Genomic DNA, 25,740 nt, shown 5'->3' with positions numbered 1-25,740 from the left:
GCCATTTTCGTATAAAAAGTCAGGTTTTCAGCACCGAGAAGGTTGAATGAAGATAGGGACTGAGGAGCGGAGCGTACATGGGGTACGTGAGCCCCGGAAGGCCCGGCTGAATTCAAGATTCGATGTCGAGTTCGCTTCTTGATTTACTTCGTGATCAAAAGATGACTTTTTGAACAACCTCTATAAATAATTTAGTTGAAAAGCTGGGAACAGGAGAAGTACGCTGCAACAGGGCATTTTTCAGAGAGAACGGTCAAGGGTGCTTCCCGGGGCTGCGAGCCGTTCAAATGACCTGCAGCGGAAATGCGCCTGGGAGCTGTGCAGTTGAACCGGCATGCTGGCCAGATTGTACCGTTTCGTCCGCGTTACTGGACGTGAAAGAGGAGGTGGCGTGTTCTGTCCTGTCTATGGAAGCACGGAACATGGAACACCTCAAGCAGAGTGGAACCACGGTGAAACGTCTCTGCAGCACAGGCTGCAGGGGCGTTTTTTTCTTGTCCTGTTTGCCAGTAATTCAAAAGACTCGGCGGCTGCCTTACAGAAGGAGCAAGGAGGGAAGGGCATGTTCAGGCAAATGAGATCTGATATTCAGACTGTATTGGATAACGACCCGGCGGCAAGAAGCAAGCTGGAGGTGGTTTTCACTTACTCGGGACTGCATGCCATTTGGGCGCACCGGATTGCGCATGCCTTTTATAAACGCCGCTGGTGCACACTTTCCCGTATCATATCGCAATTTTCCCGTTTCATGACAGGCATTGAAATACATCCGGGCGCCCGCATTGGAGAACGTCTGTTCATCGATCATGGCATGGGGATCGTGATCGGCGAAACCTGTGAAATCGGTAATGATGTCGTGATTTATCAGGGGGTAACCCTGGGTGGTACGGGGAAAGAAAAGGGAAAGAGACATCCGACCATCGGCAATAATGTAGTTATCGGGTCAGGGGCGAAGATTTTGGGCTCCTTTAAGGTTGGGGATCAATCCAACATAGGCTCCAATTCTGTCGTATTAAAAGAGGTTCCTCCGAACAGTACGGTTGTCGGTATTCCCGGCAAAATCGTGCGCCAGGACGGCAAACGCCAGGACCGGCTCAGTCATCAGCTGCCCGATCCGGTAGTCGATTCGATCCGCTCGCTGCAGGAGGAGATTGAACGGCTGCGCGCCGAGGTGACCGAGCTGAAGCGGGAAAAAGCAGGATGCAATTAACAATTACAATTTAACCAGCAAAGCTGGCCTGCTTCCGGCTGCCGAAGCTCTACGGCGGAAGGAGCACAGAAATAGGAGGAGTACGTTTATGGCGCTGCAAATCTATAACACGATGTCAAGGAGCAAGGAACTGTTCGAGCCGCTTGAGCCGGGAAAAGTGAAAATGTACGTGTGCGGTCCTACAGTATACGACTTTATTCATATCGGAAACGCGCGTCCGATCATTGTGTTCGACGTCGTCCGCAATTACTTGCAGTATTCCGGCTACGCTGTGAATTATGTGTCGAATTTTACGGACGTTGACGACAAATTGATCCGCAAAGCGGAGCAGCTTGGGACAACGGTGCCCGAGGTGGCCGAGCGTTTTATTGCGGCATACTATGAAGATTTGGAAGGCTTGGGCATCCCGCGTGCCAATGCCCATCCGCGGGTGACGGAGAGCATGGACATGATCATCCGCTTCATTCAGGATCTGGTGGACCGGGGATATGCCTATGAGAACGGCGGGGATGTTTTCTTCCGGACGGAGAAGTTTAAGGATTACGGGAAGCTGTCCGGTCAGAACCTTGAACAGCTTCAGTTCGGAATCCGCATCGGGGTCGATGAGCGCAAGGAACGCCCGGAAGATTTCGTGCTGTGGAAAGCCGCCAAGCCTGGCGAAATTTTCTGGGAAAGCCCATGGGGTAACGGACGTCCTGGCTGGCATATTGAATGCTCAGCCATGTCCCTCCATTATTTAGGGGAAACGCTGGACATTCACGGCGGCGGCCAGGATCTGCAGTTCCCGCATCATGAATGCGAGTGCGCCCAATCCGAGGCGCTGACCGGCAAACCTCTGTCCAGATACTGGATGCATAATGGATATATCCGCATCAACAACGAGAAAATGTCCAAATCGCTCGGCAACGGCATCCTTGTCAAGGACTTGCGCGCTCGTTACAAGAAAGAAGCCATCCGCTACTTTATGCTGTCGACTCATTACCGCAATCCGCTGAATTTTAATGATGAAACGATGGAGCAATCTGAAAAAAGCGTTGAGCGCATCGCGAATGCGGTGGCGAACCTCAACCATCGTCTTGAAACCTCAACTGAAGGAGATGGCAAAGTGTCGGCGGAGCTTCAGGAGAAGCTGGAGCAAATCCGTGCACATTTCCGCGAAAAAATGGACGATGATTTTAATACACCGGATGCTATCACAGCACTGTTCGAATGGGTAAGCGAAACAAACCGGGTGCTCCAGCAGGACGTAGTCAATAAAGCCGGGCTGCAGACGCTGCTGGACACTTTCCAGGATCTGAACCGTGTGCTTCGGCTGTTTTCAGAGGCTGGCGAGCAGCTGCTGGATGAAGAGATCGAGCAGTTGATCTCTGAACGCGCGGAGGCGCGCAAGGCCAAAAACTGGGGACGGTCCGATGAAATCCGCGATCTGCTCGCTGCAAAGGGTATTCTGCTTGAGGACACGGCGCAGGGCATGCGCTGGCGGCGCAAATGAGCGGGGAGCATATGAACCTGCCGGGAGAGGGCGTGGACGGAGGCTGGTTTCCGTACCCGCCCTCCAGGCCGGCCCGGCTGATCCCGCCGATTGCGCTTGCCTATATCGGAGACGCGGTGTACGAGGTGGCCGTCCGCCAGTACCTGCTTGCCCAGGCGAACCTGCGCCCGAACCATCTGCACCGCAGAGCGACAGGTTTCGTCTCAGCCAAGGCGCAGAGCAGAATTTTGCAGATGCTTGAGCCGGATTTGACGGAAGAGGAGCAGGATATTGTCAAACAATGTCGGAACGCAAAATCCGGCAGTGTGCCGAAAAATGCGGATGTCCTCGAATACCGTCATGCCACGGCGCTGGAAGGGCTTTTCGGCTTTCTGTACTGCGACGGCCGTCTGGATCGGCTGCGTGAGTTGATCGGCAGGGGTATCGATTTAATGGACGAAAGCAATAAATAAGATAAACGAGCGGACTGCCATGAATAGAGTGACCATAAGGCAGACCGCGCTTCAGAGAGGAAGTTCAGTATGGAAGAAGAATGGATTGCGGGCAAGCATTCCGTGATTGAGGCCCTTCGTTCAGGCCGTACAATCAACAAAATATGGCTGGCGGAAAATGCGCAAAAGCATCTGACACAGCCGATTATCGCGGAGGCCAAAAAAGCCGGTGTCATCATTCAGCAGGCTGACAAGCGCAAGCTGGATCAGATGGTTCCGGGCATTCAGCATCAAGGGGTAGTGGCTCAGGCTGCACCGCATGCGTATGCGGAAGTGGAGGATTTGCTCGCGGCGGCGGCCGAGAAGGGACAAGCTCCTTTTCTGATTTTGCTTGATGAAATTGAAGACCCGCATAATCTGGGCTCGATTCTCCGCACGGCGGATTGCACAGGCGCACACGGCGTGATCGTGCCCAAGCGGCGTTCGGCAGCTGTCACGGCGACGGTGTCGAAAACCTCCGCGGGGGCTGTCGAATACGTGCCGGTTGCGCGGGTAAGCAATCTGGCCCAGACGATCGATCGTTTGAAGGAAGAAGGAATCTGGGTCGTGGGGACAGATGTCAATGCTGCTGAGCCGGTTTTTGGCAACGGAGTGTTCACCGGCCCGGTGGCGATTGTGATCGGCAACGAGAGCAAGGGCATGGGACGGCTTGTACGGGAAAAGTGCGATGTGCTCGTCAAGCTTCCGATGGAAGGGCGCATCAATTCGCTGAACGCATCGGTGGCGGCAGGCATCGTGATGTACGAAGTGCTGCGCGGACGAATGGCCCGGGCCTAACAAATGGCGGATATGCGCGATGTTCTGCTGGTGGATGGCTATAACATGATCGGAGCCTGGCCCGAGCTGTCCGCACTTGCCAAGTCCGGCCTGCAGGAAGCACGGGACAGGCTGCTTGAGCGGCTTGCTGACCATCAGGCGTACTCCGGCAGAAGAGTCATCGTTGTATTTGACGCTTACCGGGTGCCGGGGCTTGGCAAAACCTTCTCACAGAGCAAGGTGCAGATCTATTTCACCAAAGAAAAAGAAACGGCCGATGAATGTATCGAACGGCTGGTCAGGGAGCTCAGCAGCCGAAGAAGGTCCATATATGTGGCCACCAGTGACCTGGTTGAGCAGCATGTCGCATTTGGACAGGGGGCTCTCAGGGTATCCGCCCGCGAGCTTCTGACCGAGGTGGAGGAATCCGAACGGGAGGTTCAAAAGCGGTTAGAAGAGAATACGGAGCGGCTTCAACGCAACACACTTGATGCTTCGCTTAGTCCGGAAATGAGAAAGATGTTTGAAAAATGGCGGCGGCAGTAGCGAAATCCCATTGATTTCAAGAGATATCATTTGGCTCCATATCAGACTTAAATTAATCTTTTTGTAGCGGGTGTGGTTGACGGTTCTCAGGGCCTTGGCGTATACTTGTCGTATATTTTGAGTAGTAACGGGTACCTTGCGTTGCAGCCGGAGGGATTGTTAGTGAGTGTCGACCTCAAAGATATCATGTTGTCAGTGTATGATTACAAGAATGATGAAGACATTGTCGTAGCGGTCCATGAAGGTGACAGTGAGGCGCTGGAGTTTCTGATCAATAAATATCGGAACTTTGTCAGAGCCAAGGCGAGATCCTATTTCCTGATTGGTGCTGACCGGGAGGACATCATCCAGGAAGGCATGATCGGTTTGTACAAATCGATCCGTGACTTCAAGGGGGATAAGCTTGCCTCTTTCAAAGCATTTGCCGAGCTTTGCATTACGAGACAGATTATTACAGCCATCAAGACGGCGACACGCCAGAAGCACATCCCGCTGAACTCCTATGTATCTCTGGACAAGCCTATTTATGATGAAGAATCGGACCGTACCCTGATGGATGTGATTTGCGGCTCGCGGGTAAGTGATCCGGAGGAACTCATTATTAATCAGGAAGAGTTTGTCGGGCTGGAAGACAAGATGTCGGAGATTTTAAGCGATCTTGAACGAAAAGTGCTGATGCTGTATCTGGACGGAAGGTCTTATCAGGAAATCGCCGTTGATCTCAACCGCCATGTGAAATCAATTGATAACGCATTGCAGCGGGTTAAGCGCAAGCTTGAAAAATATCTGGAAGTTCGCGATAATTAAAGAATGTACATTGCAGGAAAAAGGCTCGGTTATATGAGTCTTTTTTTAATGTATCAGTTTATTCAAAGGTTTATAACGCTTCGAATTGATTTATACTTGATTAGTATAATGCCGGACAGTTTGAGAGTTTAAAAAAAGGAAATCACTCCCTGTACGCCTTTGCAAAACTTGCTAGTTCGTAAAGGGAAGATGCGCTTAAACACTCGTTGACATGGTACACCCCTTATGATAAAGTGTTTTAGGTAGGCCTAAATTTGCGTTTTTTTAGGACCAATTTAGAGACTTCCTGTTCGTCGGATGTCTTCGGGAGGTGCACATCATGCGGGTAATTATCACTTTGGCTTGTACGAATTGCAAACAAAGAAATTACACAACGACCAAAAACAAGCGTAATCACCCCGACCGCATGGAGATGAAGAAATTCTGCAAGTTCTGTAACGAGCAGACTCCTCATCGTGAAACTAGATAGTTTTATGGAGGTGTAGTCGGCGTGAAACGCAGTTTCAAGTCTCTGATTTCCTTTTTCTCTGAAAGCTGGGCTGAACTCAAAAAGGTTCGCTGGCCCAATCGTAAAGAGCTGACTAACTATACGTTAATTGTCGTTGGGACGATTGCGTTTGTCACGATTTATTTTTGGGTTCTGGATATCGGCATTTCTGCTGTGATCGAAGCGATTATCTAGGAAGGGTCCCAGGTGGCTTGATATGGAAAAAAGATGGTATGTCGTCCATACCTATTCCGGGTATGAGAACAAAGTCAAAGCCAATTTGGAAAGACGCGTTGAATCCATGGGCATGGAAGACAAGATTTTCCGTGTTCTTGTTCCTATGGAAGAAGAACTGGTGAACAAAGACGGCAAGAAGAAGACCGTTATGCGTAAAGTTTACCCCGGATATGTCTTGGTCGAAATGATTCAAACCGATGATTCCTGGTATGTTGTCCGCAATACACCGGGTGTAACAGGGTTTGTAGGGTCAACGGGTTCGGGTTCCAAGCCTACGCCTTTGCTTCCGGAGGAAGTTGAGCAGATTCTGAAGCATATGGGCATGGTTGAGCCGAAACCGAAGATAGAATTCGACGTGAAAGAGTCCGTGCGGATCAAGGTTGGTCCATTTGCGAATTTTGTGGGCTCCGTGGAAGAAATTTTGGCTGACAAGAGCAAGCTTAAAGTACACGTCAACATGTTTGGACGGGAAACCCCGCTGGAGTTGGATTATACTCAAGTGGAGAAAATATAAGATTTTCGGCGGTTTCTTGTGGGAGGATCTAGCGATCCATTGACCACTATTGAGTCAAGGAGGTGTCACCATGGCAAAAAAGGTAATCAAAATGGTAAAACTGCAGATTCCTGCAGGTAAAGCGAATCCAGCGCCTCCAGTAGGTCCGGCTTTGGGTCAAGCAGGTGTCAACATCATGGCATTCTGTAAAGAATTCAATGCCCGTACTGCTGATCAGGCAGGTCTGATTATTCCGGTTGAAATCACGGTGTTTGAAGATCGTTCTTTCACATTCATCACCAAAACTCCACCGGCTGCAGTTCTGCTGAAAGTCGCTGCCAAGATCGAAAAAGGTTCCGGCGTACCGAACAAAACGAAAGTGGCTACCGTTAACCGCGATGCCGTTCGTCAAATCGCTGAACAAAAAATGCCTGACCTGAACGCTGGTTCCGTTGAAGCGGCTATGCGTATGGTTGAAGGTACTGCTCGCAGCATGGGTATCACCATCGTTGACTAAGCGTAAGCTTTGTTTTCCGGCATGATGCCGGTGATGTGGGAGGAGTATCCGCTAATACCACAAAGGAGGAAAATATAATGGCTAAACACGGTAAGAAATACCTGGAAGCTGTCAAGCTGATCGACAGCGAAGCAACTTACGAGCCTTTGGAAGCCGTTGAACTGGTGAAGAAGGCTGCTACTGCTAAATTCGACGAAACTGTTGAAGCAGCAGTTCGTCTGGGCGTAGACCCACGTAAACAAGACCAGGCTGTTCGTGGTGTGGTTGTCATGCCGCATGGTACTGGTAAAACCCAACGCGTGTTGGTGTTTGCAAAAGGTGATAAAGCGAAGGAAGCCGAAGCGGCTGGAGCTGATTTTGTAGGCGATCAGGACATGATCAACAAAATCCAGCAAGGCTGGTTTGAATTCGACGTCTGCGTAGCTACACCTGATATGATGAGTGAGGTTGGTAAACTGGGCCGTCTGCTCGGTGGTAAAGGCCTGATGCCTAACCCTAAAGCGGGTACAGTTACATTCGATGTTGCCAAGGCTGTTCAAGAAATCAAAGCCGGTAAAATCGAATACCGTCTCGACAGAGCAGGTCAAATTCACGCGCCAATCGGTAAGGTTTCTTTCACTGCCGAGCAGTTGGACGAGAACCTCAAAGCGTTGATCGACGCTCTGAACCGTGCCAAGCCTGCGGCTGCTAAAGGTGTATACCTGAAGAACATTGCGGTATCTTCCACAATGGGCCCTAGCGCACGCGTGAACGCAGCAACCTACAGATAAGATCAAGGATTGACATATTCAATCCAAGCTGTTATCATGTATGAGTTGCGTCAGATGACCGACCCTAACATTTGAATATGCTTACCGTAGACAGTAGGTGCCGGAAGGCTTAATTTCCTACCGAGGTGTTATGATAGAACGTTGCGTGTGGCGGCTCTGCCGCTCATGTTGATTTATCAAGCCTTCGTATATGCTACGGAGGCTTTTCTAATGCCTATGTAGCTCCGTTTTTATAGATTATAGAAACGGCAAAAAATTATCAGGAGGTGTACAGTTTGGCAAATGCAAAAGTGATCCAAGCAAAACAAGAAACCGTTGAAGCCGTAACTGCGAAATTGCGCGAGAGTGCAACTACCGTTGTTGCTGACTATCGCGGTTTGACCGTTGCCCAAGTAACTGAGCTGCGTAAGCAGCTTCGTGAAGCCGGTATTGAATTCCAAGTGCTGAAGAACACGCTGCTTCGCCGTGCGACTGCAGCAGCAGAATTGACTGACCTGGACTCGGCTTTGACCGGTCCTACAGCGATTGCTTTCAGTGCTGATGACGCAGTGGCTCCAGCCAAAATTCTGAACGACTTCGCTAAGAAGAACGATGCTCTCAAACTGAAAGGCGGCGTATTGGAAGGTCGCGTGGTATCTTCTGAGGAAGTTAAAGCCCTGGCTGAACTCCCATCCCGCGAAGGTCTGCTTTCCATGCTCCTCAGTGTGCTTCAAGCTCCTGTGCGCAACTTCGCGCTTGCAGTTAAAGCTGTTGCAGAGAAAGAAGAGCAAAGCGCGTAACCGGAATTCCGGACGCGATGTAAGACTGGCAGTATAGATTTTTACAAATAAAACTATTATATAAACGGAGGTTCAACCATGAGTAAAGAACAAATCCTGGAAGCAATTAAAGGTATGTCCGTACTGGAACTGAACGATCTTGTTAAAGCAATCGAAGAAGAATTCGGTGTAACAGCAGCAGCTCCTGTAGCGGTAGTTGGCGGCGCTGTAGGCGGCGCAGCTGAAGCTGAGCAAACTGAATTCGACGTAATCCTGACTAACGCTGGTGCTTCCAAAATCAACGTTATCAAAGCTGTTCGCGAAATCACAGGTCTGGGCTTGAAAGAAGCTAAAGAACTGGTAGACAACGCTCCGAAACCACTGAAAGAAAAAGTGGGTAAAGAAGAAGCTGATTCCGTTAAAGCTAAACTGGAAGAAGCAGGCGCAACTGTAGAAGTGAAATAATTGCCTTTACAGATAAGTGGCAAAATACAAACCCCTTGAGGCGATCTTCAAGGGGTTTGTTGCTGTATTAACCATACCCGAAGGATGTGGACGGCAATGCCTGACCATTACTATTCAAGCAACCCTGGCGCCGAGCATGACAGGCGTATACTTGAAGCGGAACTCCGCGGGGGGAAACTCTCTTTTGTAAGTGATGCCGGTGTTTTTTCCAAGCAGGGCGTTGATTACGGGAGCCGGGTGCTGATTGAGGCGATGGAGTTTTCCGAAAATGCTGCAATCCTGGACGTCGGCTGTGGATACGGCCCAATCGGCCTGACAGCGGCAAGACTGGCACCGGCTGGACAGGTGACCATGATTGATATCAATGAAAGAGCGGTTGAGCTGGCCAAGGAGAATGCAGAGCGCAACCGGATTAACAATGTCACTGTACTGCAAAGTGATTTATTCCAGGCAGTGTTGGGGAAACGGTTTGATGTCATTCTGACGAATCCGCCGATCCGGGCCGGCAAAGAGATCGTGCATTCCATATTCGATCTGGCTTTTGATCATCTGAATGAGGGCGGTGCCTTGTGGGTTGTCATCCAGAAGAAGCAGGGAGCTCCTTCTGCGAAGACGAAGCTGGAAAGCCTGTTCTCGCGTGTAGAGGAAGTAACGAAGGATAAGGGCTACCGGATTTTTAAAGCCACAAAATGAGGCTAAAATAGCAAAAAGACCGTTGACACGCGCCATGGTCTGTGATATTATTATAAAATGTCAGCATATAGGATGCCCTTTATGTCTTTAGTTCGCTGAAATGTCAATAGGTTATAACAGATGAGGCATATATTTTGTCTTGTCTACGTATAATATATACATTTTGGGCAAATCTACAAGGATAAGGTGCTTCCGGCAGAAAGATTCCACAGATTAAGGCGCTCTTTTTTCGAATATGTTCGAGCAAGGGCTTTTCTTCATTTGTGGAGAATGAATCTGTTGTATGAGTTCCATTATAAGGTACCAAACAAAGGTTCGCAATGAAATTTTTAAGTGAGTAGACATGAGGGGTGAGTTAAAGTTGGCAGGACATCTTGTTCAATATGGTCGACGCACTCGGCGCAGTTATGCACGTATTAACGAGGTACTAGAAGTTCCGAACCTTATTGAGATCCAACAAAAATCTTATGAATGGTTTTTGGAAGAAGGATTGCGTGAAATGTTTCAAGATATTTCGCCGATTCAGGACTTCACGGGTAACCTGGTTTTGGAGTTTATCGACTACAGCCTCGGAGAGCCTAAATATACAGTAGATGACGCGAAAGAACGCGACGTGACATATGCGGCGCCGCTTCGGGTGAAGGTCCGGCTTATTAATAAAGAAACCGGAGAGGTGAAAGAGCAGGAAGTATTCATGGGAGACTTCCCGCTGATGACCGAAACCGGTACATTTATTATTAATGGTGCGGAACGGGTTATTGTCAGCCAGTTGGTTCGCTCTCCCAGCGTCTATTTCAGCACAAAAGTAGATAAAAACGGGAAAACGGCATACACTGCGACGGTTATTCCCAACCGGGGTGCATGGCTCGAACTGGAGATGGATGCAAAGGATATTATCTATGTCCGCATCGACCGTACCCGTAAAATACCAGTTACTGTTCTGCTGCGCGCTCTTGGTTTTGGTACTGATGCTGAAATCCTGGATTTGCTCGGCAATGACGAATACATCCGCAATACGCTTGACAAGGATAACACGGATTCCACGGAGAAAGCGCTGATCGAGATTTATGAGCGCCTTCGTCCGGGTGAACCTCCAACACTGGAAAATGCGAAAAGCCTGCTCGTTGCACGCTTCTTCGATCCAAAACGTTATGACCTGGCCAATGTAGGCCGCTATAAAATCAATAAAAAGCTTCATATCAAGAACCGTTTGTTTAACCAGCGGCTTGCTGAATCCCTGATTGATACCACTACAGGCGAGATCATTGCCGAAGCTGGGCAAATGGTAGACCGCCGTCTTCTGGACGAAATCATGCCGCATCTGGAGGATTCGGTCGGCCACCGCACGTATCATGTTGCGAGCGGCGTGCTGGACAGCAACGACATCCCTCTTCAAACGATTGACGTGTTCTCGCCGATTGAAGACGGTAAAGTCATCAAACTGATCGCCAATGGAAATATCGATAAGATGGTTAAGAACATTACGCCGGCGGACATCATTTCCTCCATCAGCTATTTCATTAACCTTCTTCACGGCATCGGCAGCACGGACGACATTGACCATCTGGGCAACCGCCGTCTGCGTTCCGTAGGCGAGCTGCTGCAAAACCAGTTCCGCATCGGTCTGTCCCGTATGGAGCGTGTCGTTCGTGAGAGAATGTCCATCCAGGATGCGAATGTTATTACACCGCAAGCCCTGATCAACATTCGTCCGGTGATCGCTTCGATCAAGGAGTTTTTCGGAAGTTCGCAGTTGTCCCAGTTCATGGACCAGACGAACCCGCTGGCAGAATTGACACACAAACGCCGTCTGTCTGCACTCGGACCGGGCGGTCTGACACGCGAACGCGCGGGTATGGAAGTGCGGGACGTTCACCCGAGCCACTACGGCCGGATGTGTCCGATCGAGACGCCGGAAGGCCCGAATATCGGTCTGATCAACTCGCTGTCGACTTTTGCGCGTATCAATGAGTACGGCTTCATCGAAGCCCCTTACCGCTGGGTTGATCCGAAGACCGGCAAGGTAACAGTACAGATAGACTACCTGACAGCCGATGAAGAGGATAACTACATTGTTGCCCAGGCGAACGCGGAATTGAATGAGGACAATACATTCAGGGATGAAGTCGTTATTGTACGCTACAATAAGCAGTCCGATAACATCCTCCCGATGCCGAGCAGCCGGGTAGACTACATGGACGTTTCGCCTAAGCAGGTTGTGTCTGTGGCGACAGCGCTCATTCCGTTCCTGGAGAATGACGACTCCAACCGTGCGCTGATGGGATCCAACATGCAGCGGCAGGCTGTTCCGCTTCTTATTCCGAAGGCTCCTTTGGTGGGTACGGGAATGGAGCATAAAGCTGCCAAAGATTCCGGTGTATGTATTGTATCCAAGTATGACGGGATTATTGAACGTTCTTCCGCCAATGAAATCTGGCTGCGCCGTATTGAAACGGTGGATGGCAATGAAGTCAAAGGCGATATCGTAAAATATAAATTACACAAATTTATGCGTTCGAACCAAGGAACATGCATCAATCAGCGTCCGATTATCAAACGCGGAGCTGTGGTGAAGAAAGGCGACATTCTGGCTGACGGGCCTTCGACCGAAATGGGCGAATTGGCGTTGGGACGCAACGTGGTCGTAGCCTTTATGACATGGGAAGGTTACAACTACGAGGATGCGATCCTCCTCTCCGAAAAGCTCGTGAAAGAAGATGTCTATACCTCTATTCATATTGAGGAGTATGAGTCCGAAGCACGGGATACGAAGCTTGGACCTGAAGAAATTACACGGGACATTCCTAACGTCGGCGAAGAAGCGCTGCGCAATCTGGATGAGCGCGGAATTATCCGCATCGGTGCCGAGATCGGCGCCGGAGATATTCTGGTCGGCAAGGTAACACCAAAAGGGGTAACGGAGCTGACTGCGGAGGAACGTCTCCTGCACGCCATCTTTGGTGAGAAGGCACGCGAAGTGCGTGATACCTCCCTGCGTGTGCCGCATGGTACAGACGGTATCGTGGTTGACGTCAAGGTGTTTACCCGCGAGAACGGTGATGAGCTGCCACCGGGAGTTAACCAGCTTGTCCGTGTGTACATTGCACAGAAGCGTAAAATTTCCGAAGGTGACAAAATGGCCGGCCGCCACGGTAACAAAGGTGTCGTTGCCCGTATTCTGCCGGAAGAAGATATGCCGTTCCTGCCTGACGGTACACCTGTACAGGTTGTGCTGAATCCGCTGGGCGTGCCTTCACGGATGAACATCGGTCAGGTGCTGGAGGTTCACCTTGGGATGGCTGCCATGCGTCTTGGCATTCACGTTGCCACACCGGTCTTCGACGGAGCGAACGAGTACGACGTATTCGACACGATGGAAGAAGCCGGCATGCAGCGCAATGGTAAAACTGTGCTTTATGACGGACGTACCGGAGAACGCTTTGAGCGTGAAGTTACGGTCGGCGTCATGCATATGATCAAGCTGGCGCACATGGTTGACGATAAGATTCATGCCCGTTCCACAGGTCCTTACTCGCTCGTTACACAGCAGCCGCTGGGTGGTAAAGCCCAATTCGGCGGTCAGCGCTTTGGTGAGATGGAAGTATGGGCGCTGGAGGCTTATGGCGCTGCTTATACGCTGCAGGAAATTTTGACCGTGAAATCCGATGACGTGGTCGGACGTGTGAAAACGTACGAATCGATCGTCAAAGGCGAGAATGTTCCGGAACCGGGTGTTCCTGAATCCTTTAAGGTATTGATCAAGGAACTGCAGAGCTTGGGCATGGATGTCAAGATCCTGTCCGAAGACGAGCAGGAAATTGAAATGAAAGAAATCGATGACGAAGACGATACCACCGGTGATAAGCTGAGCCTGAATTTGGAGGGCACGGAAGTCGGAATCGAGTAAGTTCTTTCTGGCAAGTGAACTCGTCTAAGAGTACGTGTTCAAAAAGTCAGGTTTTCAGCACCGAAGCGTAGGCTTCCGAAGTGCGTTTTTTCAAAACGCTGGAGTTGAATGAAGCCAGGGACTGAGGAGCGGAGCGTACATGGGGTACGTGAGCACCTGAAATGTTTCCTCCGGAAACATGCTTCGGAAGCATGCGCTTAGGCCCGGCTGAATTCAAGATTCGATGTCGAGTCCGCTTCCTGATTGACTTCGTGATCAAAAGATGACTTTTTGAACAACCTCTAAGACAATGGCAATGTGCAGGCTCCCGTAACGGTCCATGAAGGCGGGCCGTTATGGAACCTAGTAATTAGGATAGGGTTAAGGAGGGTTGCTCCTTGTTGGACGTCAACAATTTCGAATACATGAAAATCGGGCTTGCATCCCCGGAAAAAATTCGCTCTTGGTCCCGCGGAGAAGTGAAAAAGCCGGAAACGATCAACTATCGTACGCTTAAACCGGAAAAAGAAGGACTGTTCTGCGAGAAAATTTTCGGGCCGACGAAGGACTGGGAATGTCACTGCGGTAAATACAAACGCGTTCGTTATAAAGGCGTTGTCTGTGACCGCTGTGGTGTAGAAGTAACCCGCGCCAAAGTTCGCCGCGAACGGATGGGTCATATTGAGCTGGCTGCTCCTGTATCGCATATTTGGTACTTCAAAGGGATTCCAAGCCGCATGGGCCTGGCGCTCGATATGTCTCCCCGTTCCCTTGAGGAGATTATTTACTTCGCATCTTATGTTGTAACAGATCCGGGCGATACGCCTCTGGAGAAAAAGCAGCTGCTTTCCGAAAAAGAGTACCGCAGCTACCGTGAGAAATACGGTTATGGCTTTCAGGCAGGCATGGGTGCAGAAGCTGTCAAAAAGCTTCTGCAGGATCTCGATGTCGATAAAGAGCTTGAATTCCTGAAGGAAGAGCTGCGCACAGCTCAAGGCCAGCGCCGCAACCGTGCGATCAAGCGCCTTGAAGTCATCGAAGCCTTCCGCAACTCTGGCAATCAGCCGGAATGGATGATCATGGACGTGCTGCCGGTCATTCCTCCCGAGCTTCGTCCGATGGTTCAGCTTGATGGCGGACGTTTTGCGACTTCCGACCTGAATGATCTGTACCGCCGTGTAATTAACCGCAACAACCGTCTGAAAAGACTGCTCGACCTCGGTGCGCCTGACATCATCGTACAGAACGAAAAGCGTATGCTTCAGGAAGCTGTTGATGCGCTGATCGATAACGGCCGCCGCGGACGTCCGGTTACCGGCCCGGGCAATCGCCCTTTAAAATCCCTCAGTCACATGCTGAAGGGTAAACAAGGCCGTTTCCGTCAGAACCTCCTGGGTAAACGGGTAGACTACTCCGGCCGTTCGGTTATCGTTGTAGGTCCTTACCTGAAAATGTACCAGTGTGGTCTGCCGAAAGAAATGGCGCTGGAGCTGTTTAAGCCTTTCGTAATGAAAGAGCTTGTAAATAAAGGGCTTGCCCATAACATCAAGAGCGCAAAACGCAAGGTTGAGCGCGTAAGCGCCGAAGTGTGGGATGTGCTCGAAGAAGTGATCAAGGAACACCCGGTACTGTTGAATCGTGCACCAACGCTTCACCGTCTCGGTATTCAGGCGTTCGAACCGATTTTGGTGGAAGGACGCGCCATTCGTCTGCATCCGCTCGTATGTACAGCATACAATGCTGACTTCGACGGTGACCAAATGGCCGTGCACGTTCCTCTGTCCGCTGAAGCGCAAGCTGAAGCTCGCCTTCTGATGCTCGCTTCCGGGAACATTCTGAACCCGAAAGACGGCAAGCCGGTTGTTACTCCGTCTCAGGATATGGTTCTGGGTTCTTATTACCTGACAATGGACAACAAAGAAGAAGAGGGCGCAGGTATGATCCTGGGCAGCGTCAACGAAGCAGTGTCCGCCTATCAGCGCGGAACCGCAGGTCTGCATGCACGCGTAGCTATTCCGGTCAAGACACTTGGTAAAACAAGCTTCACCGAAAAGCAGCAAAATGCGATGCTGATCACGACCATCGGTAAAATTATCTTTAACGAAATTTTTCCTGCGAGCTTTCCGTATATCAACAATGCGACACGCGCCAACCTTCTCGAAGGAACGGCAGAGGATTTCTTTATCTATGATAAAGGGGTCAACATTGTTGAAGCGATTCAAAATGCGCCGCAGGCAAACGGGGTAGGCAAGGACTACCTTGGCAACATTATCGCCCGCTGCTTCGAGATATACCATACAACTGAGACCGCTGTGATTTTGGATAAAATCAAACAGCTTGGTTTCACATATTCTACCCGCGCAGGTGTAACGGTAGCGGTTTCCGACGTTGTCGTGCCTGAAGAGAAGAAGAAAATTCTGGAGGAATCCGATGCCAAGGCGCAAATCGTCACGAATCAGTACCGTCGTGGTCTGATTACGAACGAAGAGCGTTATGACCGGATTATCGACATCTGGTCCAAGGCGAAGGATGAACTGACGGACGTACTGCTGAAATCCATGGACCGCTACAACTCCATCATGATGATGGTGGACTCCAAGGCACGTGGTAACAAGTCGCAGATTACACAGCTTGGCGGCATGCGCGGTCTGATGGCGAACCCGTCCGGACGGATCATCGAACTCCCGATCAAGTCGAATTTCCGCGAAGGCCTGACCGTACTCGAGTACTTCATCTCGACACACGGTGCCCGTAAAGGTCTTGCGGATACGGCGCTTCGTACGGCGGACTCCGGTTACCTGACTCGCCGTCTCGTTGACGTCGCACAGGATGTGATCGTCCGCGAGGATGACTGCGGCACGGATAAAGGCTTTACCGTCGGCCGGATTCAGGACGGCAAAGAGGTTATCGAGGACCTCTATGATCGTCTGGAAGGACGTTACTGTTTCGAAACGGTTCGTCATCCGGAGACGGGAGAAATTATTGCCCGCCGCAACGAACTGATCGATTCTGACAAAGCAGAGGCAATCGTTAAAGCAGGAATCGACAAAGTGCAAATCCGGTCCGTACTTAGCTGCCGCGCCAAACACGGTGTCTGCAAAAAGTGTTACGGCCGCAACCTTGCCACCGGAAAATTTGTTGAGATCGGTGAAGCGGTTGGGATTATCGCTGCCCAATCTATCGGCGAACCGGGAACACAGCTCACCATGCGTACGTTCCACACCGGTGGTGTTGCGGGTGACGATATCACTCAGGGTCTGCCTCGTATTCAGGAGCTCTTTGAAGCCCGTAACCCTAAAGGCCAAGCCACAATCAGTGAGATTGACGGTACGGTTAAAGAAATCCGCGAAGGCAAGGACCGCCGCGAAATCGATATCGAAGGGGAAGCGGAAACCAAAACGTACTCTGTTACCTATGGCTCCCGTCTGCGCGTAAGCGAAGGCATGGCCATTGAAGCCGGTGACGAGCTGACGGACGGTTCCATTGACCCTAAAGAAATGCTGCGCATCAAAGGTATCCGCGGCGTGCAGAACTATATCCTTCAGGAAGTTCAGCGCGTATACCGGAACCAGGGCGTAGAAATCAACGACAAGCACGTCGAAGTTATGATTCGTCAGATGCTGCGTAAAATCCGTATCATTGATGCGGGCGACACAACGCTTCTGCCAGGATCCTTCGTCGACGTCCATGAGTATGAAGCAGCCAATAAAGTGGCTATCCTGAACGGCAAGGAGCCTGCAGTAGCCAAACCCGTTCTGCTCGGGATCACTAAGGCATCCCTTGAAACGGATTCCTTCTTGTCCGCAGCTTCCTTCCAGGAAACGACGCGGGTGCTGACAGATGCTGCGATCAAAGGTAAAGTGGACCAACTGCTCGGCCTGAAAGAAAATGTAATCATCGGCAAGCTGATTCCTGCGGGTACAGGCATGAACCGCTACCGCAGCGTACAGATTGTGGAGCCTGACAATGGAGATGCTTCTCCGGAAGAGCTCGAAACGGTATCGGCTGACTAAGATCAACCGGCTGCACGTCAACATCACTATCAATAAGATTTAATAGGTAAGGGACATGGGTAAAGGAAGGGGAGAGCGCCTGCTTATCCCCTTCCATACCGTGTGCCAAAGTCTTGTTATTTAATACAAATTAATATCTTGACATTGCCTATTCGTCAGTGCTAATATAGCAAAGGTGCGTGAGTTGCAGGATTGTGATTAAGGTGTTTTCGGAGGAATGCGAAATGTCCAAAGAACAAAGTCTGCAGGATGCTCATGTCAAGATCGGTACCAAACAGACCATTAAGATGGTTGAATTGGGCTTCGCCTCAGAAGTATATTTGGCTGAAGACGCAGATCCGCGTCTCACTTCCAGACTTATTGAACTGTGCGACAAGCACGGAGTTAAAGTAACGCTGGTCGATACGATGAGTAATCTCGGCAAGGCTTGCGGAATCGAAGTGGGAGCTGCAATGGCTGCTATCGTAAAACAATAAGGTAAGGAACGTTTTTGTCAGCAGGGTTTAAGAGAATCCAAAAGGCAAAAACTTTTCATTTGTTCTTTTATGAACCGCCTGGGTCTGTGGACTTAAAAGTGTGTTTATCAAAAGATCATGAAGAATTGAGGAAGGAGGTGGCAGTACAATGCCAACTATTAACCAATTGGTGCGTAAAGGCCGCAAAGCAAAAGTCGAAAAGTCGAAATCACCAGCTTTGCAAAAAGGTTTCAACGCTTTGAAACGTGAAGCTACCGACATCAGCTCTCCGCAAAAACGCGGTGTCTGCACTCGTGTAGGTACAATGACTCCGAAAAAACCGAACTCCGCGCTTCGTAAATATGCTCGTGTTCGCTTGTCGAACCGTGTAGAGGTGACGGCTTACATTCCAGGTATCGGACATAACCTGCAAGAACACAGTGTCGTGCTGATTCGCGGCGGTCGTGTAAAAGACCTTCCAGGTGTACGTTACCACATCGTTCGCGGTGCTTTGGATACAGCAGGCGTGAACAACCGTATGCAGGCTCGTTCCAAATACGGCGCAAAACGTCCTAAAGCTAAAAAGGCTTAATGAAAATGTCCCGGCAGCAGCCGGTTGAACAATTGAGAAAGGGGGATATCCATGCCACGCAAAGGTCCAGTTACCAAGAGAGACGTACTGCCTGATCCGGTGTATAACAGCAAGCTTGTTACACGTTTGATCAACCGCATTATGCTCGACGGAAAACGCGGAGTTGCTCAAAGCATCCTGTACAATGCGTTCAAAATTATTCAGGAGCGTACGGGCAATGATCCAATGGAAGTATTTGAAGCAGCAATTAAGAATATCATGCCAGTCCTGGAAGTTAAAGCTCGCCGTGTAGGCGGTGCCAACTACCAAGTACCAATCGAGGTTAAACCTGAGAGACGTACTTCCCTGGGACTCCGTTGGCTCGTGAACTACTCGCGCAGCCGCGGTGAGAAAACAATGGAAGAGCGTTTGGCTGCAGAAATCATCGACGCATCCAACAACACCGGTGCTTCCGTTAAGAAACGTGAAGACACACACAAAATGGCTGAAGCGAACAAAGCGTTTGCTCACTACCGCTGGTAGGATTCAGCTCACTAATAAACTTCAATTTTGAAGGGAGACCCATTTCATGGCAAGAGAGTTCTCCTTGAAAAATACACGTAATATCGGGATCATGGCTCATATTGACGCTGGTAAAACGACTACTACTGAGCGGATTCTGTTCTACACAGGCCGTACGCACAAAATCGGTGAAGTTCACGAAGGCGCTGCGACGATGGACTGGATGGAACAGGAGCAGGAGCGCGGGATCACGATCACATCCGCTGCTACCACTGCTGCTTGGAAGGGTCACCGCGTTAATATTATTGATACCCCAGGGCACGTTGACTTCACGGTTGAAGTTGAACGTTCCCTTCGTGTATTGGACGGAGCAGTAGGTGTTTTCAGTGCGAAGGAAGGCGTTGAGCCTCAGTCTGAAACCGTATGGAGACAGGCAGACCGTTACGGCGTTCCACGGATCGCATATGTAAACAAAATGGATATCATCGGTGCCGACTTCCTGAACGTTGTTAACGACATGCGCGATCGTCTTCAAGCTAACGCTGTGGCGATTCAACTGCCAATCGGTGCTGAAAATGACTTTGTCGGTATCATCGATATCATTGAGCGCAAGGCTTATATGTACAAAGATGACCTTGGCCAAAATATCGAAGAAACCGAAGTTCCTGCAGAATATGCAGACAAAGTTGAAGAGCTTCGTATGGAACTGGTAGAGAAGGTTGCCGAGCTGGACGAAGAACTGACTATGAAATATCTTGAAGGGGAAGAGCTGACGGTTGAAGAAATCAAAGGCGCTCTCCGTCAAGGTGTCGTAGAAGTTAAGATCTTCCCGGTAATTTGCGGATCTTCTTATCGTAATAAAGGGGTTCAGCTGATGCTGGACGCTGTTATCGATTATCTGCCTGCTCCAATCGATGTGCCTGACATCAAGGGTCTCCTTGAAGACGGTACGGAAGCTATCCGTAAGTCTTCTGATGAAGAGCCTTTCTCTGCATTGGCCTTTAAAATCATGACAGACCCTTACGTTGGTAAGCTGACATTCTTCCGCGTATATTCCGGCGTGCTTCAATCCGGATCTTACGTATTGAATGCGACCAAGGGCAAGCGTGAGCGGATCGGACGTATCCTTCAGATGCATGCGAACAGCCGCCAGGAGATTACTGAAGTATACTCCGGCGATATCGCTGCTGCCGTAGGTTTGAAAGATACGGGCACAGGTGATACACTGTGTGATGAGAAGCATCCGGTAATTCTGGAATCCATGAACTTCCCGGATCCGGTTATCGAAATCGCGGTTGAGCCGAAGACAAAAGCTGACCAAGATAAGATGAGTACTGCTCTCGGCAAGTTGACGGAAGAGGATCCAACTCTGCGTGCACACACCGATGAAGAGACAGGTCAAACGATTCTGGCCGGTATGGGCGAGCTTCACCTGGACATCATCATTGATCGTATGCGCCGTGAGTTCAAGGTGGAAACCAACGTGGGTAAACCACAGGTTGCTTACCGTGAAACATTCCGTCAAGCTGCACGCGTTGAAGGTAAATTTGTTCGTCAGTCCGGTGGCCGTGGTCAGTATGGTCACGTATGGGTTGAATTCGAACCTCTGGAGGCAGGTACAGGCAGCCAGTTCGAGAGCAAAGTTGTCGGTGGCTCCGTTCCTCGTGAGTACATCGCTCCAGCTCTTGCAGGTATCGAAGAACAAATGAAGAACGGTGTACTTGCCGGCTTCCCGCTTGTAGACGTTAAAGCTACAATCGTTGACGGTTCTTACCACGATGTCGACTCCAACGAGATGGCGTTTAAAATCGCTGGCTCAATGGCGCTGAAAGCAGCGAAAGACAAGTGTAAGCCTGTACTGCTCGAGCCGATTATGAAAGTTGAAGTAACGGTTCCTGAGGAGTACATGGGTGACGTAATGGGTATGCTGAACTCCCGCCGTGGCCGTATCGAAGGTATGGACTCCCGCGGTGGCGCTCAAATTATTCGTGCTAAGGTACCTCTGTCCGAAATGTTTGGATATTCCACAACACTTCGTTCCGGTACACAAGGTCGCGGCGTATTCTCCATGGAACTGTCTCACTACGAAGAGGTTCCTAAGAACATCGCTGAAGAGATCGTCTCCAAAGCCAAAGGCGAGTAATAAGTTTTACAGGGGCGTCAGGTGCATGAATATATATTTGTTCGCCTGACGGTCTAAACATAAACCAAGATATTGAGGAGGATTTGTTCAAATGGCAAAGGCTAAGTTTGAGCGTAATAAACCACACGTAAACATTGGTACTATCGGTCACGTTGACCATGGTAAAACAACTCTGACTGCTGCAATCACAACTGTATTGTCCAAAACTTACGGTGGTGCTGCAGTAGCATTCGATCAAATCGACAAAGCACCAGAAGAAAGAGAGCGTGGTATCACGATCTCCACAGCTCACGTTGAATACGAAACTGACAACCGCCACTATGCGCACGTTGACTGCCCAGGTCACGCTGACTATGTTAAAAACATGATCACTGGTGCTGCTCAAATGGACGGAGCGATTCTGGTTGTATCCGCAGCTGACGGCCCAATGCCGCAAACTCGCGAGCACATCCTGCTCTCCCGCCAGGTAGGCGTTCCTTACATCGTCGTATTCCTGAACAAATGCGACATGGTTGAAGACGAAGAGCTTCTGGAACTGGTTGAAATGGAAGTTCGCGACCTGCTGAACGAATATGAATTCCCAGGTGACGACACTCCAATCACTCGCGGTTCTGCTCGTGAAGCTCTGCAAAATCCTGAAGGCGAGTGGGCACAAAAAATCGTTGAGATGTTCAAAGAAATCGACACTTACATCCCAACTCCAGAACGCGACACTGATAAGCCTTTCCTGATGCCAGTCGAGGACGTATTCTCCATCACTGGCCGTGGCACAGTAGCTACTGGTCGTGTAGAGCGCGGCACTGTTAAAGTCGGCGAGGAAATTGAAATCGTTGGTATCCACGAAGAAACTAAGAAATCCGTAGTTACGGGCGTAGAAATGTTCCGTAAATTGCTGGATTCCGCTCAAGCTGGTGACAACATCGGCGCTCTGCTGCGTGGTGTTGACCGTGCCCAAATTGAGCGTGGTCAAGTACTTGCTAAACCTGGTTCCGTTAAGCCTCACACGGAGTTCACGGCTCAAGTATACGTACTGACTAAAGAAGAAGGCGGACGTCATAAGCCTTTCTTCACTGGCTACCGTCCACAATTCTATTTCCGTACAACTGACGTAACAGGTATCATTAACCTGCCAGAAGGTACTGAAATGGTTATGCCTGGCGACAACATCGCAGTTACTGTACAATTGATCGCTCCAATCGCGATCGAAGAAGGTACTCGCTTCGCGATCCGCGAAGGCGGCCGTACAGTAGGTGCAGGCGCTGTAGCAACAATCTTGAAATAATAAGGGTTAACCCTTGAATATAAGTAACAATGTACTGGAACGAGCAACAGTGTACTGTAAAGGATTCAGAAGCCTCCGTCTTTCAGACGGGGGCTTTTTGCATTGCAGAGTTGGGGTAAGAAAATCTTTTAGGATTTTGCTTGCATTAGGCTTTTATATTCTATATAATAAGAATGTTGTTTGCGACTGTGCGATGATGTGAGAGGTTACTGACACACCCGGCCCCTTTGCCATGGAGCGGTGGTTAGAAAATTTTCACGGAGTATGTCCGATACCAAATTGGGCGATAGAAGGAGGGACTAAAATGGCAAAGCAAAAAATTCGTATTCGTTTGAAAGCATACGATCATAGAATTCTTGATCAATCCGCTGAGAAAATTGTTGAGACAGCGAAACGTTCGGGTGCAGGTGTTTCCGGACCGATTCCACTGCCTACTGAAAAACAAGTGATTACTATTCTCCGTGCGGTGCACAAGTACAAGGATTCCCGGGAGCAGTTCGAAATGCGCACTCACAAGCGTCTGATCGACATCGTGAACCCGACTCCACAAACTGTGGATGCCTTGATGCGCTTGGACCTGCCGTCCGGTGTAGATATCGAAATCAAACTGTAATAAACATGCGTGATTAAAGAAAGGAAAAGAGGTGTCAACATGAAAGGTATCTTAGGAAAAAAACTTGGAATGACCCAAGTATTTACCGCTGAGGGCAACGTAGTCGCCGTTACAGTTATCGAAGCTGGTCCTAACGTAGTTCTGCAAAAGAAAGACGTTGAGAATGATGGCTACGAAGCGGTACAGCTCGGCTTCTCCGATAAGAAAGAAAAGAATGCCAATAAACCTGAAGCAGGACATGCGAAAAAAGCAAACACTGCACCTAAGCGCTACGTTCGTGAATTCCGCAGTGTTGATCTGGCAGGATATGAGGTTGGTCAAGAGATCAAAGCCGATATTTTTGCAGAAGGCGAATTCGTTGACGTAACAGGTACATCCAAAGGTAAAGGCTTTGCCGGCGTAATCAAACGTTGGGGACAAAGTACAGGACCTATGTCTCACGGTTCCCGTTACCACAGAGGACCAGGTTCCATGGGTTCCATCCAAGCGAACCGCGTTCCTAAAGGCAAACGTCTTCCAGGACATATGGGTCATGATACGATAACTATTCAACGTCTTGAAGTTGTGAAAGTCGATGCAGAGCGCAATGTGCTGCTCGTGAAAGGCTCCATTCCAGGACCGAAAAACAGCTTCGTAAAAATTCAAGCAACGGTGAAAAAATAATCGCCTGAAGAAAGGAGGAACACGAAATGCCAAAAGTAGCAGTCTACAATATCAGCGGTAGCCAGGTTGGTGAAGTTGAATTGAAAGATACGGTGTTCGGTATCGAACCGAACCAGCACGTTCTTCATGAAGCAGTTGTTATGCAACTGGCATCCCTGCGTCATGGGACTCATAAAGTGAAAGGTCGTTCCGAAGTACGCGGCGGCGGTCGCAAGCCTTGGAAACAAAAAGGCACTGGTCGCGCTCGTCAAGGATCCATCCGCGCTCCGCAATGGAAAGGCGGCGGTATTGTTTTCGGACCGACACCTCGTAGCTATGCATATAAACTGCCTAAGAAAGTTCGCCGTTTGGCTATCAAATCGGCACTGTCTTCCAAAGTGATCGAGAACCAAATTATCGTACTGGACGCTCTGACTATGAGCGCTCCTAAGACGAAGGAATTTGTTGCCATTTTGAATAACCTCAAAGCAGATCGCAAAGCTTTGGTCGTAGCTCCTAGCTATGATGATAATGTGGCTCTTTCCGCACGGAATATTCCTGGCGTGAAATTTGTCGCGGCAGATGGCATTAATGTTCTTGACGTGCTCAAACACGACAAACTGATCATTACGAAAGAAGCAGTCCAGAAAGTTGAGGAGGTGTTCGCGTAATGAAGGATCCTCGTGATATTATCAAACGTCCGATCATCACTGAGCGTACGGCTGAAATGATGAATGACTTGAAATACGTGTTTGAAGTGGATATCCGCTCGAACAAAACGGAAATCAAGAAAGCGATCGAAGCGATTTTCAACGTGAAGGTTGCAAATGTGAACACTCTGCGTGTTCCTGCGAAGCCTAAACGCTACGGCCGTTATTCCGGCTACACCAGTGAGTGGAAAAAAGCTTTCGTAACGCTGACTAAAGACAGCAAACCGCTTGAGTTTTTTGAAACGGTATAATTGAAACTGTAAAGTAAGGAGGGAAATTCAGTGCCAATCAAAAAGTACAAACCGACATCCCCGGCTAGACGCGCAATGTCCGTCTCTACTTTTGAAGAGATCACGACAAATCAGCCGGAGAAATCCTTGCTGGCGCCTCTGAGCAAAAAAGCCGGCCGCAACAACCAAGGTAAAATTACGGTTCGTCACCATGGCGGCGGACATAAGCGTAAATACCGCATCATTGACTTCAAACGTAACAAAGACGGAATACCGGGCCGCGTTGCTACGATCGAATATGATCCGAACCGGACTTCCAACATCGCACTGATTCACTATGTGGACGGCGAGAAACGTTACATCATCGCTCCTAAAGGTCTGAAAGTAGGAGACGAAGTGGTATCCGGAGCGGGTTCCGACATCAAAATCGGTAATTCTCTTCCACTGGAAAACATTCCGGTAGGTACGGTTATCCACAACATTGAGTTAAAACCTGGTAAAGGCGGACAATTGGTTCGTGCAGCAGGTACGGAAGCTCAATTGCTCGGTAAAGAAGAAAAGTATGTAACTGTCCGCCTTTCTTCCGGTGAAGTACGCCGCATTCTGAAAGTTTGCCGCGCTACGATCGGTTCCGTAGGCAACGAAGACCATGAGCTCGTGAAAATCGGTAAAGCCGGACGCAGCCGCTGGTTGGGACAACGTCCTGAAGTCCGCGGGGTAGTAATGAACCCTAACGATCACCCACACGGTGGTGGTGAAGGTCGTGCTCCAATCGGACGCAAATCGCCTATGTCTCCATGGGGCAAACCGACTCTTGGTTACAAAACGCGTAAAAAAGGTAAAGCTTCTGATAAATACATCGTTCGCCGCCGCACGAAGTAATGCACGCTGTGCATAATGCGTGAACGAGCCACAAGGACGACGAATGTTTGACGAAGGGAGGATTTACAC

The 25,740-nt window shown here is 49.7% G+C and carries 26 protein-coding genes and 1 other annotated feature; all 26 genes read left to right on the top strand.

The features are described 5' to 3' along the window. Positions 1-562: 562 nt before the first annotated feature. The 26 genes from cysE to rplB all read left to right on the top strand — a co-directional run bounded on the left by cysE (position 563) and on the right by rplB (position 25,671). Positions 563-1,210 carry a serine O-acetyltransferase gene (gene cysE / locus ACE5LO_RS24225; RefSeq protein WP_375522504.1) on the top strand — a complete coding sequence of 216 codons (648 nt, stop codon included), beginning with the start codon at positions 563-565 and terminating at the stop codon, positions 1,208-1,210. A gap of 88 nt (positions 1,211-1,298) precedes the next feature. Continuing rightward, complete coding sequence (cysS, locus tag ACE5LO_RS24220; RefSeq protein ID WP_375522502.1) at positions 1,299-2,702, top strand: cysteine--tRNA ligase; 1,404 nt, start codon at positions 1,299-1,301, stop codon at positions 2,700-2,702. Continuing rightward, positions 2,699-3,154 (top strand): Mini-ribonuclease 3, encoded by a 456-nt coding sequence (locus tag ACE5LO_RS24215; RefSeq protein WP_375522501.1) that lies wholly within the window; start codon positions 2,699-2,701, stop codon positions 3,152-3,154. Before cysS ends, ACE5LO_RS24215 begins: the two co-directional genes overlap by 4 nt. Before the next feature lie 69 nt (positions 3,155-3,223). Next, entirely contained in the window at positions 3,224-3,970 is a 747-nt protein-coding gene (rlmB, locus tag ACE5LO_RS24210) for a 23S rRNA (guanosine(2251)-2'-O)-methyltransferase RlmB (protein ID WP_375522500.1), read from the top strand. A 3-nt stretch (positions 3,971-3,973) separates the two neighbouring features. Then, on the top strand, positions 3,974-4,495 hold the full coding sequence (locus tag ACE5LO_RS24205; protein ID WP_375522499.1) for an NYN domain-containing protein: 522 nt from the start codon (positions 3,974-3,976) through the stop codon (positions 4,493-4,495). A gap of 162 nt (positions 4,496-4,657) precedes the next feature. After that, positions 4,658-5,302 carry an RNA polymerase sporulation sigma factor SigH gene (gene sigH / locus ACE5LO_RS24200; protein WP_355325587.1) on the top strand — a complete coding sequence of 215 codons (645 nt, stop codon included), beginning with the start codon at positions 4,658-4,660 and terminating at the stop codon, positions 5,300-5,302. A 319-nt stretch (positions 5,303-5,621) separates the two neighbouring features. Further along, a complete protein-coding gene (rpmG, locus tag ACE5LO_RS24195) occupies positions 5,622-5,771 on the top strand; it encodes a 50S ribosomal protein L33 (protein ID WP_076176720.1) in 150 nt (49 codons plus the stop codon). Positions 5,772-5,792: 21 nt separating this feature from the next. Continuing rightward, positions 5,793-5,984, top strand: a complete 192-nt coding sequence (secE, locus tag ACE5LO_RS24190) for a preprotein translocase subunit SecE (RefSeq protein WP_375357228.1) — start codon at positions 5,793-5,795, stop codon at positions 5,982-5,984. Between the two features lie 22 nt (positions 5,985-6,006). Beyond that, on the top strand, positions 6,007-6,540 hold the full coding sequence (nusG, locus tag ACE5LO_RS24185) for a transcription termination/antitermination protein NusG (protein WP_355325582.1): 534 nt from the start codon (positions 6,007-6,009) through the stop codon (positions 6,538-6,540). A gap of 70 nt (positions 6,541-6,610) precedes the next feature. Continuing rightward, the gene (gene rplK, locus ACE5LO_RS24180; RefSeq protein ID WP_375522498.1) at positions 6,611-7,036 is read left to right on the top strand and encodes a 50S ribosomal protein L11; all 426 of its coding nucleotides are present in this window, start codon (positions 6,611-6,613) and stop codon (positions 7,034-7,036) included. A gap of 77 nt (positions 7,037-7,113) precedes the next feature. Beyond that, positions 7,114-7,806, top strand: a complete 693-nt coding sequence (gene rplA, locus ACE5LO_RS24175) for a 50S ribosomal protein L1 (RefSeq protein ID WP_375522497.1) — start codon at positions 7,114-7,116, stop codon at positions 7,804-7,806. Between the two features lie 66 nt (positions 7,807-7,872). Further along, positions 7,873-8,024, top strand: a sequence feature (ribosomal protein L10 leader region). 57 nt (positions 8,025-8,081) lie between these two features. Next, on the top strand, positions 8,082-8,585 hold the full coding sequence (rplJ, locus tag ACE5LO_RS24170) for a 50S ribosomal protein L10 (protein WP_375522496.1): 504 nt from the start codon (positions 8,082-8,084) through the stop codon (positions 8,583-8,585). A gap of 78 nt (positions 8,586-8,663) precedes the next feature. Then, the gene (rplL, locus tag ACE5LO_RS24165) at positions 8,664-9,029 is read left to right on the top strand and encodes a 50S ribosomal protein L7/L12 (RefSeq protein ID WP_375357232.1); all 366 of its coding nucleotides are present in this window, start codon (positions 8,664-8,666) and stop codon (positions 9,027-9,029) included. A 96-nt stretch (positions 9,030-9,125) separates the two neighbouring features. Next, complete coding sequence (locus ACE5LO_RS24160) at positions 9,126-9,722, top strand: class I SAM-dependent methyltransferase (protein ID WP_375522495.1); 597 nt, start codon at positions 9,126-9,128, stop codon at positions 9,720-9,722. A gap of 361 nt (positions 9,723-10,083) precedes the next feature. After that, positions 10,084-13,629, top strand: coding sequence for a DNA-directed RNA polymerase subunit beta (rpoB, locus tag ACE5LO_RS24155; protein WP_375522494.1), 3,546 nt, complete (start codon positions 10,084-10,086; stop codon positions 13,627-13,629). Positions 13,630-14,006: 377 nt separating this feature from the next. Continuing rightward, the gene (rpoC, locus tag ACE5LO_RS24150; protein ID WP_375522493.1) at positions 14,007-17,621 is read left to right on the top strand and encodes a DNA-directed RNA polymerase subunit beta'; all 3,615 of its coding nucleotides are present in this window, start codon (positions 14,007-14,009) and stop codon (positions 17,619-17,621) included. 224 nt (positions 17,622-17,845) lie between these two features. Further along, a complete protein-coding gene (locus ACE5LO_RS24145) occupies positions 17,846-18,097 on the top strand; it encodes a ribosomal L7Ae/L30e/S12e/Gadd45 family protein (protein WP_355325558.1) in 252 nt (83 codons plus the stop codon). A gap of 148 nt (positions 18,098-18,245) precedes the next feature. Beyond that, positions 18,246-18,668 carry a 30S ribosomal protein S12 gene (gene rpsL, locus ACE5LO_RS24140; protein WP_375522492.1) on the top strand — a complete coding sequence of 141 codons (423 nt, stop codon included), beginning with the start codon at positions 18,246-18,248 and terminating at the stop codon, positions 18,666-18,668. A gap of 51 nt (positions 18,669-18,719) precedes the next feature. Continuing rightward, positions 18,720-19,190, top strand: a complete 471-nt coding sequence (rpsG, locus tag ACE5LO_RS24135) for a 30S ribosomal protein S7 (RefSeq protein WP_355325555.1) — start codon at positions 18,720-18,722, stop codon at positions 19,188-19,190. A 46-nt stretch (positions 19,191-19,236) separates the two neighbouring features. Beyond that, positions 19,237-21,312 (top strand): elongation factor G, encoded by a 2,076-nt coding sequence (fusA, locus tag ACE5LO_RS24130; protein ID WP_375522491.1) that lies wholly within the window; start codon positions 19,237-19,239, stop codon positions 21,310-21,312. Between the two features lie 91 nt (positions 21,313-21,403). After that, entirely contained in the window at positions 21,404-22,594 is a 1,191-nt protein-coding gene (gene tuf, locus ACE5LO_RS24125; protein WP_375522490.1) for an elongation factor Tu, read from the top strand. A gap of 304 nt (positions 22,595-22,898) precedes the next feature. After that, on the top strand, positions 22,899-23,207 hold the full coding sequence (rpsJ, locus tag ACE5LO_RS24120; protein ID WP_006676490.1) for a 30S ribosomal protein S10: 309 nt from the start codon (positions 22,899-22,901) through the stop codon (positions 23,205-23,207). Positions 23,208-23,246: 39 nt separating this feature from the next. Further along, positions 23,247-23,870, top strand: a complete 624-nt coding sequence (gene rplC / locus ACE5LO_RS24115; protein ID WP_375357241.1) for a 50S ribosomal protein L3 — start codon at positions 23,247-23,249, stop codon at positions 23,868-23,870. 26 nt (positions 23,871-23,896) lie between these two features. Further along, positions 23,897-24,520 (top strand): 50S ribosomal protein L4, encoded by a 624-nt coding sequence (rplD, locus tag ACE5LO_RS24110; RefSeq protein WP_375357242.1) that lies wholly within the window; start codon positions 23,897-23,899, stop codon positions 24,518-24,520. Then, positions 24,520-24,810 carry a 50S ribosomal protein L23 gene (gene rplW / locus ACE5LO_RS24105; RefSeq protein ID WP_375357243.1) on the top strand — a complete coding sequence of 97 codons (291 nt, stop codon included), beginning with the start codon at positions 24,520-24,522 and terminating at the stop codon, positions 24,808-24,810. Before rplD ends, rplW begins: the two co-directional genes overlap by 1 nt. A 30-nt stretch (positions 24,811-24,840) precedes the next feature. After that, on the top strand, positions 24,841-25,671 hold the full coding sequence (gene rplB / locus ACE5LO_RS24100) for a 50S ribosomal protein L2 (RefSeq protein WP_305753583.1): 831 nt from the start codon (positions 24,841-24,843) through the stop codon (positions 25,669-25,671). The last annotated feature ends 69 nt before the right edge of the window (positions 25,672-25,740 follow it).

The sequence above is a fragment of the Paenibacillus medicaginis genome (assembly GCF_042138635.1).
Lineage (GTDB): Bacteria > Bacillota > Bacilli > Paenibacillales > Paenibacillaceae > Paenibacillus > Paenibacillus medicaginis.
Note: the sequence above shows the minus strand (reverse complement) of the source record. Positions and strands in the feature narration are given on the sequence as shown.

What these genes read in the sequence shown, in the direction of transcription:
- rpsL (WP_375522492.1), top strand. Translation starts at nt 18,246, where the DNA reads ATGCCAACTATTAACCAATTGGTGCGTAAAGGCCGCAAAGCAAAAGTC.
- rpmG (WP_076176720.1), top strand. Translation starts at nt 5,622, where the DNA reads ATGCGGGTAATTATCACTTTGGCTTGTACGAATTGCAAACAAAGAAAT.
- rlmB (WP_375522500.1), top strand. Translation starts at nt 3,224, where the DNA reads ATGGAAGAAGAATGGATTGCGGGCAAGCATTCCGTGATTGAGGCCCTT.
- tuf (WP_375522490.1), top strand. Translation starts at nt 21,404, where the DNA reads ATGGCAAAGGCTAAGTTTGAGCGTAATAAACCACACGTAAACATTGGT.
- cysE (WP_375522504.1), top strand. Translation starts at nt 563, where the DNA reads ATGTTCAGGCAAATGAGATCTGATATTCAGACTGTATTGGATAACGAC.
- rplC (WP_375357241.1), top strand. Translation starts at nt 23,247, where the DNA reads ATGAAAGGTATCTTAGGAAAAAAACTTGGAATGACCCAAGTATTTACC.
- cysS (WP_375522502.1), top strand. Translation starts at nt 1,299, where the DNA reads ATGGCGCTGCAAATCTATAACACGATGTCAAGGAGCAAGGAACTGTTC.
- rpsJ (WP_006676490.1), top strand. Translation starts at nt 22,899, where the DNA reads ATGGCAAAGCAAAAAATTCGTATTCGTTTGAAAGCATACGATCATAGA.
- rplD (WP_375357242.1), top strand. Translation starts at nt 23,897, where the DNA reads ATGCCAAAAGTAGCAGTCTACAATATCAGCGGTAGCCAGGTTGGTGAA.
- rpsG (WP_355325555.1), top strand. Translation starts at nt 18,720, where the DNA reads ATGCCACGCAAAGGTCCAGTTACCAAGAGAGACGTACTGCCTGATCCG.
- rplK (WP_375522498.1), top strand. Translation starts at nt 6,611, where the DNA reads ATGGCAAAAAAGGTAATCAAAATGGTAAAACTGCAGATTCCTGCAGGT.
- rplL (WP_375357232.1), top strand. Translation starts at nt 8,664, where the DNA reads ATGAGTAAAGAACAAATCCTGGAAGCAATTAAAGGTATGTCCGTACTG.
- nusG (WP_355325582.1), top strand. Translation starts at nt 6,007, where the DNA reads ATGGAAAAAAGATGGTATGTCGTCCATACCTATTCCGGGTATGAGAAC.
- fusA (WP_375522491.1), top strand. Translation starts at nt 19,237, where the DNA reads ATGGCAAGAGAGTTCTCCTTGAAAAATACACGTAATATCGGGATCATG.
- rplW (WP_375357243.1), top strand. Translation starts at nt 24,520, where the DNA reads ATGAAGGATCCTCGTGATATTATCAAACGTCCGATCATCACTGAGCGT.
- ACE5LO_RS24160 (WP_375522495.1), top strand. Translation starts at nt 9,126, where the DNA reads ATGCCTGACCATTACTATTCAAGCAACCCTGGCGCCGAGCATGACAGG.
- rplA (WP_375522497.1), top strand. Translation starts at nt 7,114, where the DNA reads ATGGCTAAACACGGTAAGAAATACCTGGAAGCTGTCAAGCTGATCGAC.
- ACE5LO_RS24205 (WP_375522499.1), top strand. Translation starts at nt 3,974, where the DNA reads ATGGCGGATATGCGCGATGTTCTGCTGGTGGATGGCTATAACATGATC.
- ACE5LO_RS24215 (WP_375522501.1), top strand. Translation starts at nt 2,699, where the DNA reads ATGAGCGGGGAGCATATGAACCTGCCGGGAGAGGGCGTGGACGGAGGC.
- ACE5LO_RS24145 (WP_355325558.1), top strand. Translation starts at nt 17,846, where the DNA reads ATGTCCAAAGAACAAAGTCTGCAGGATGCTCATGTCAAGATCGGTACC.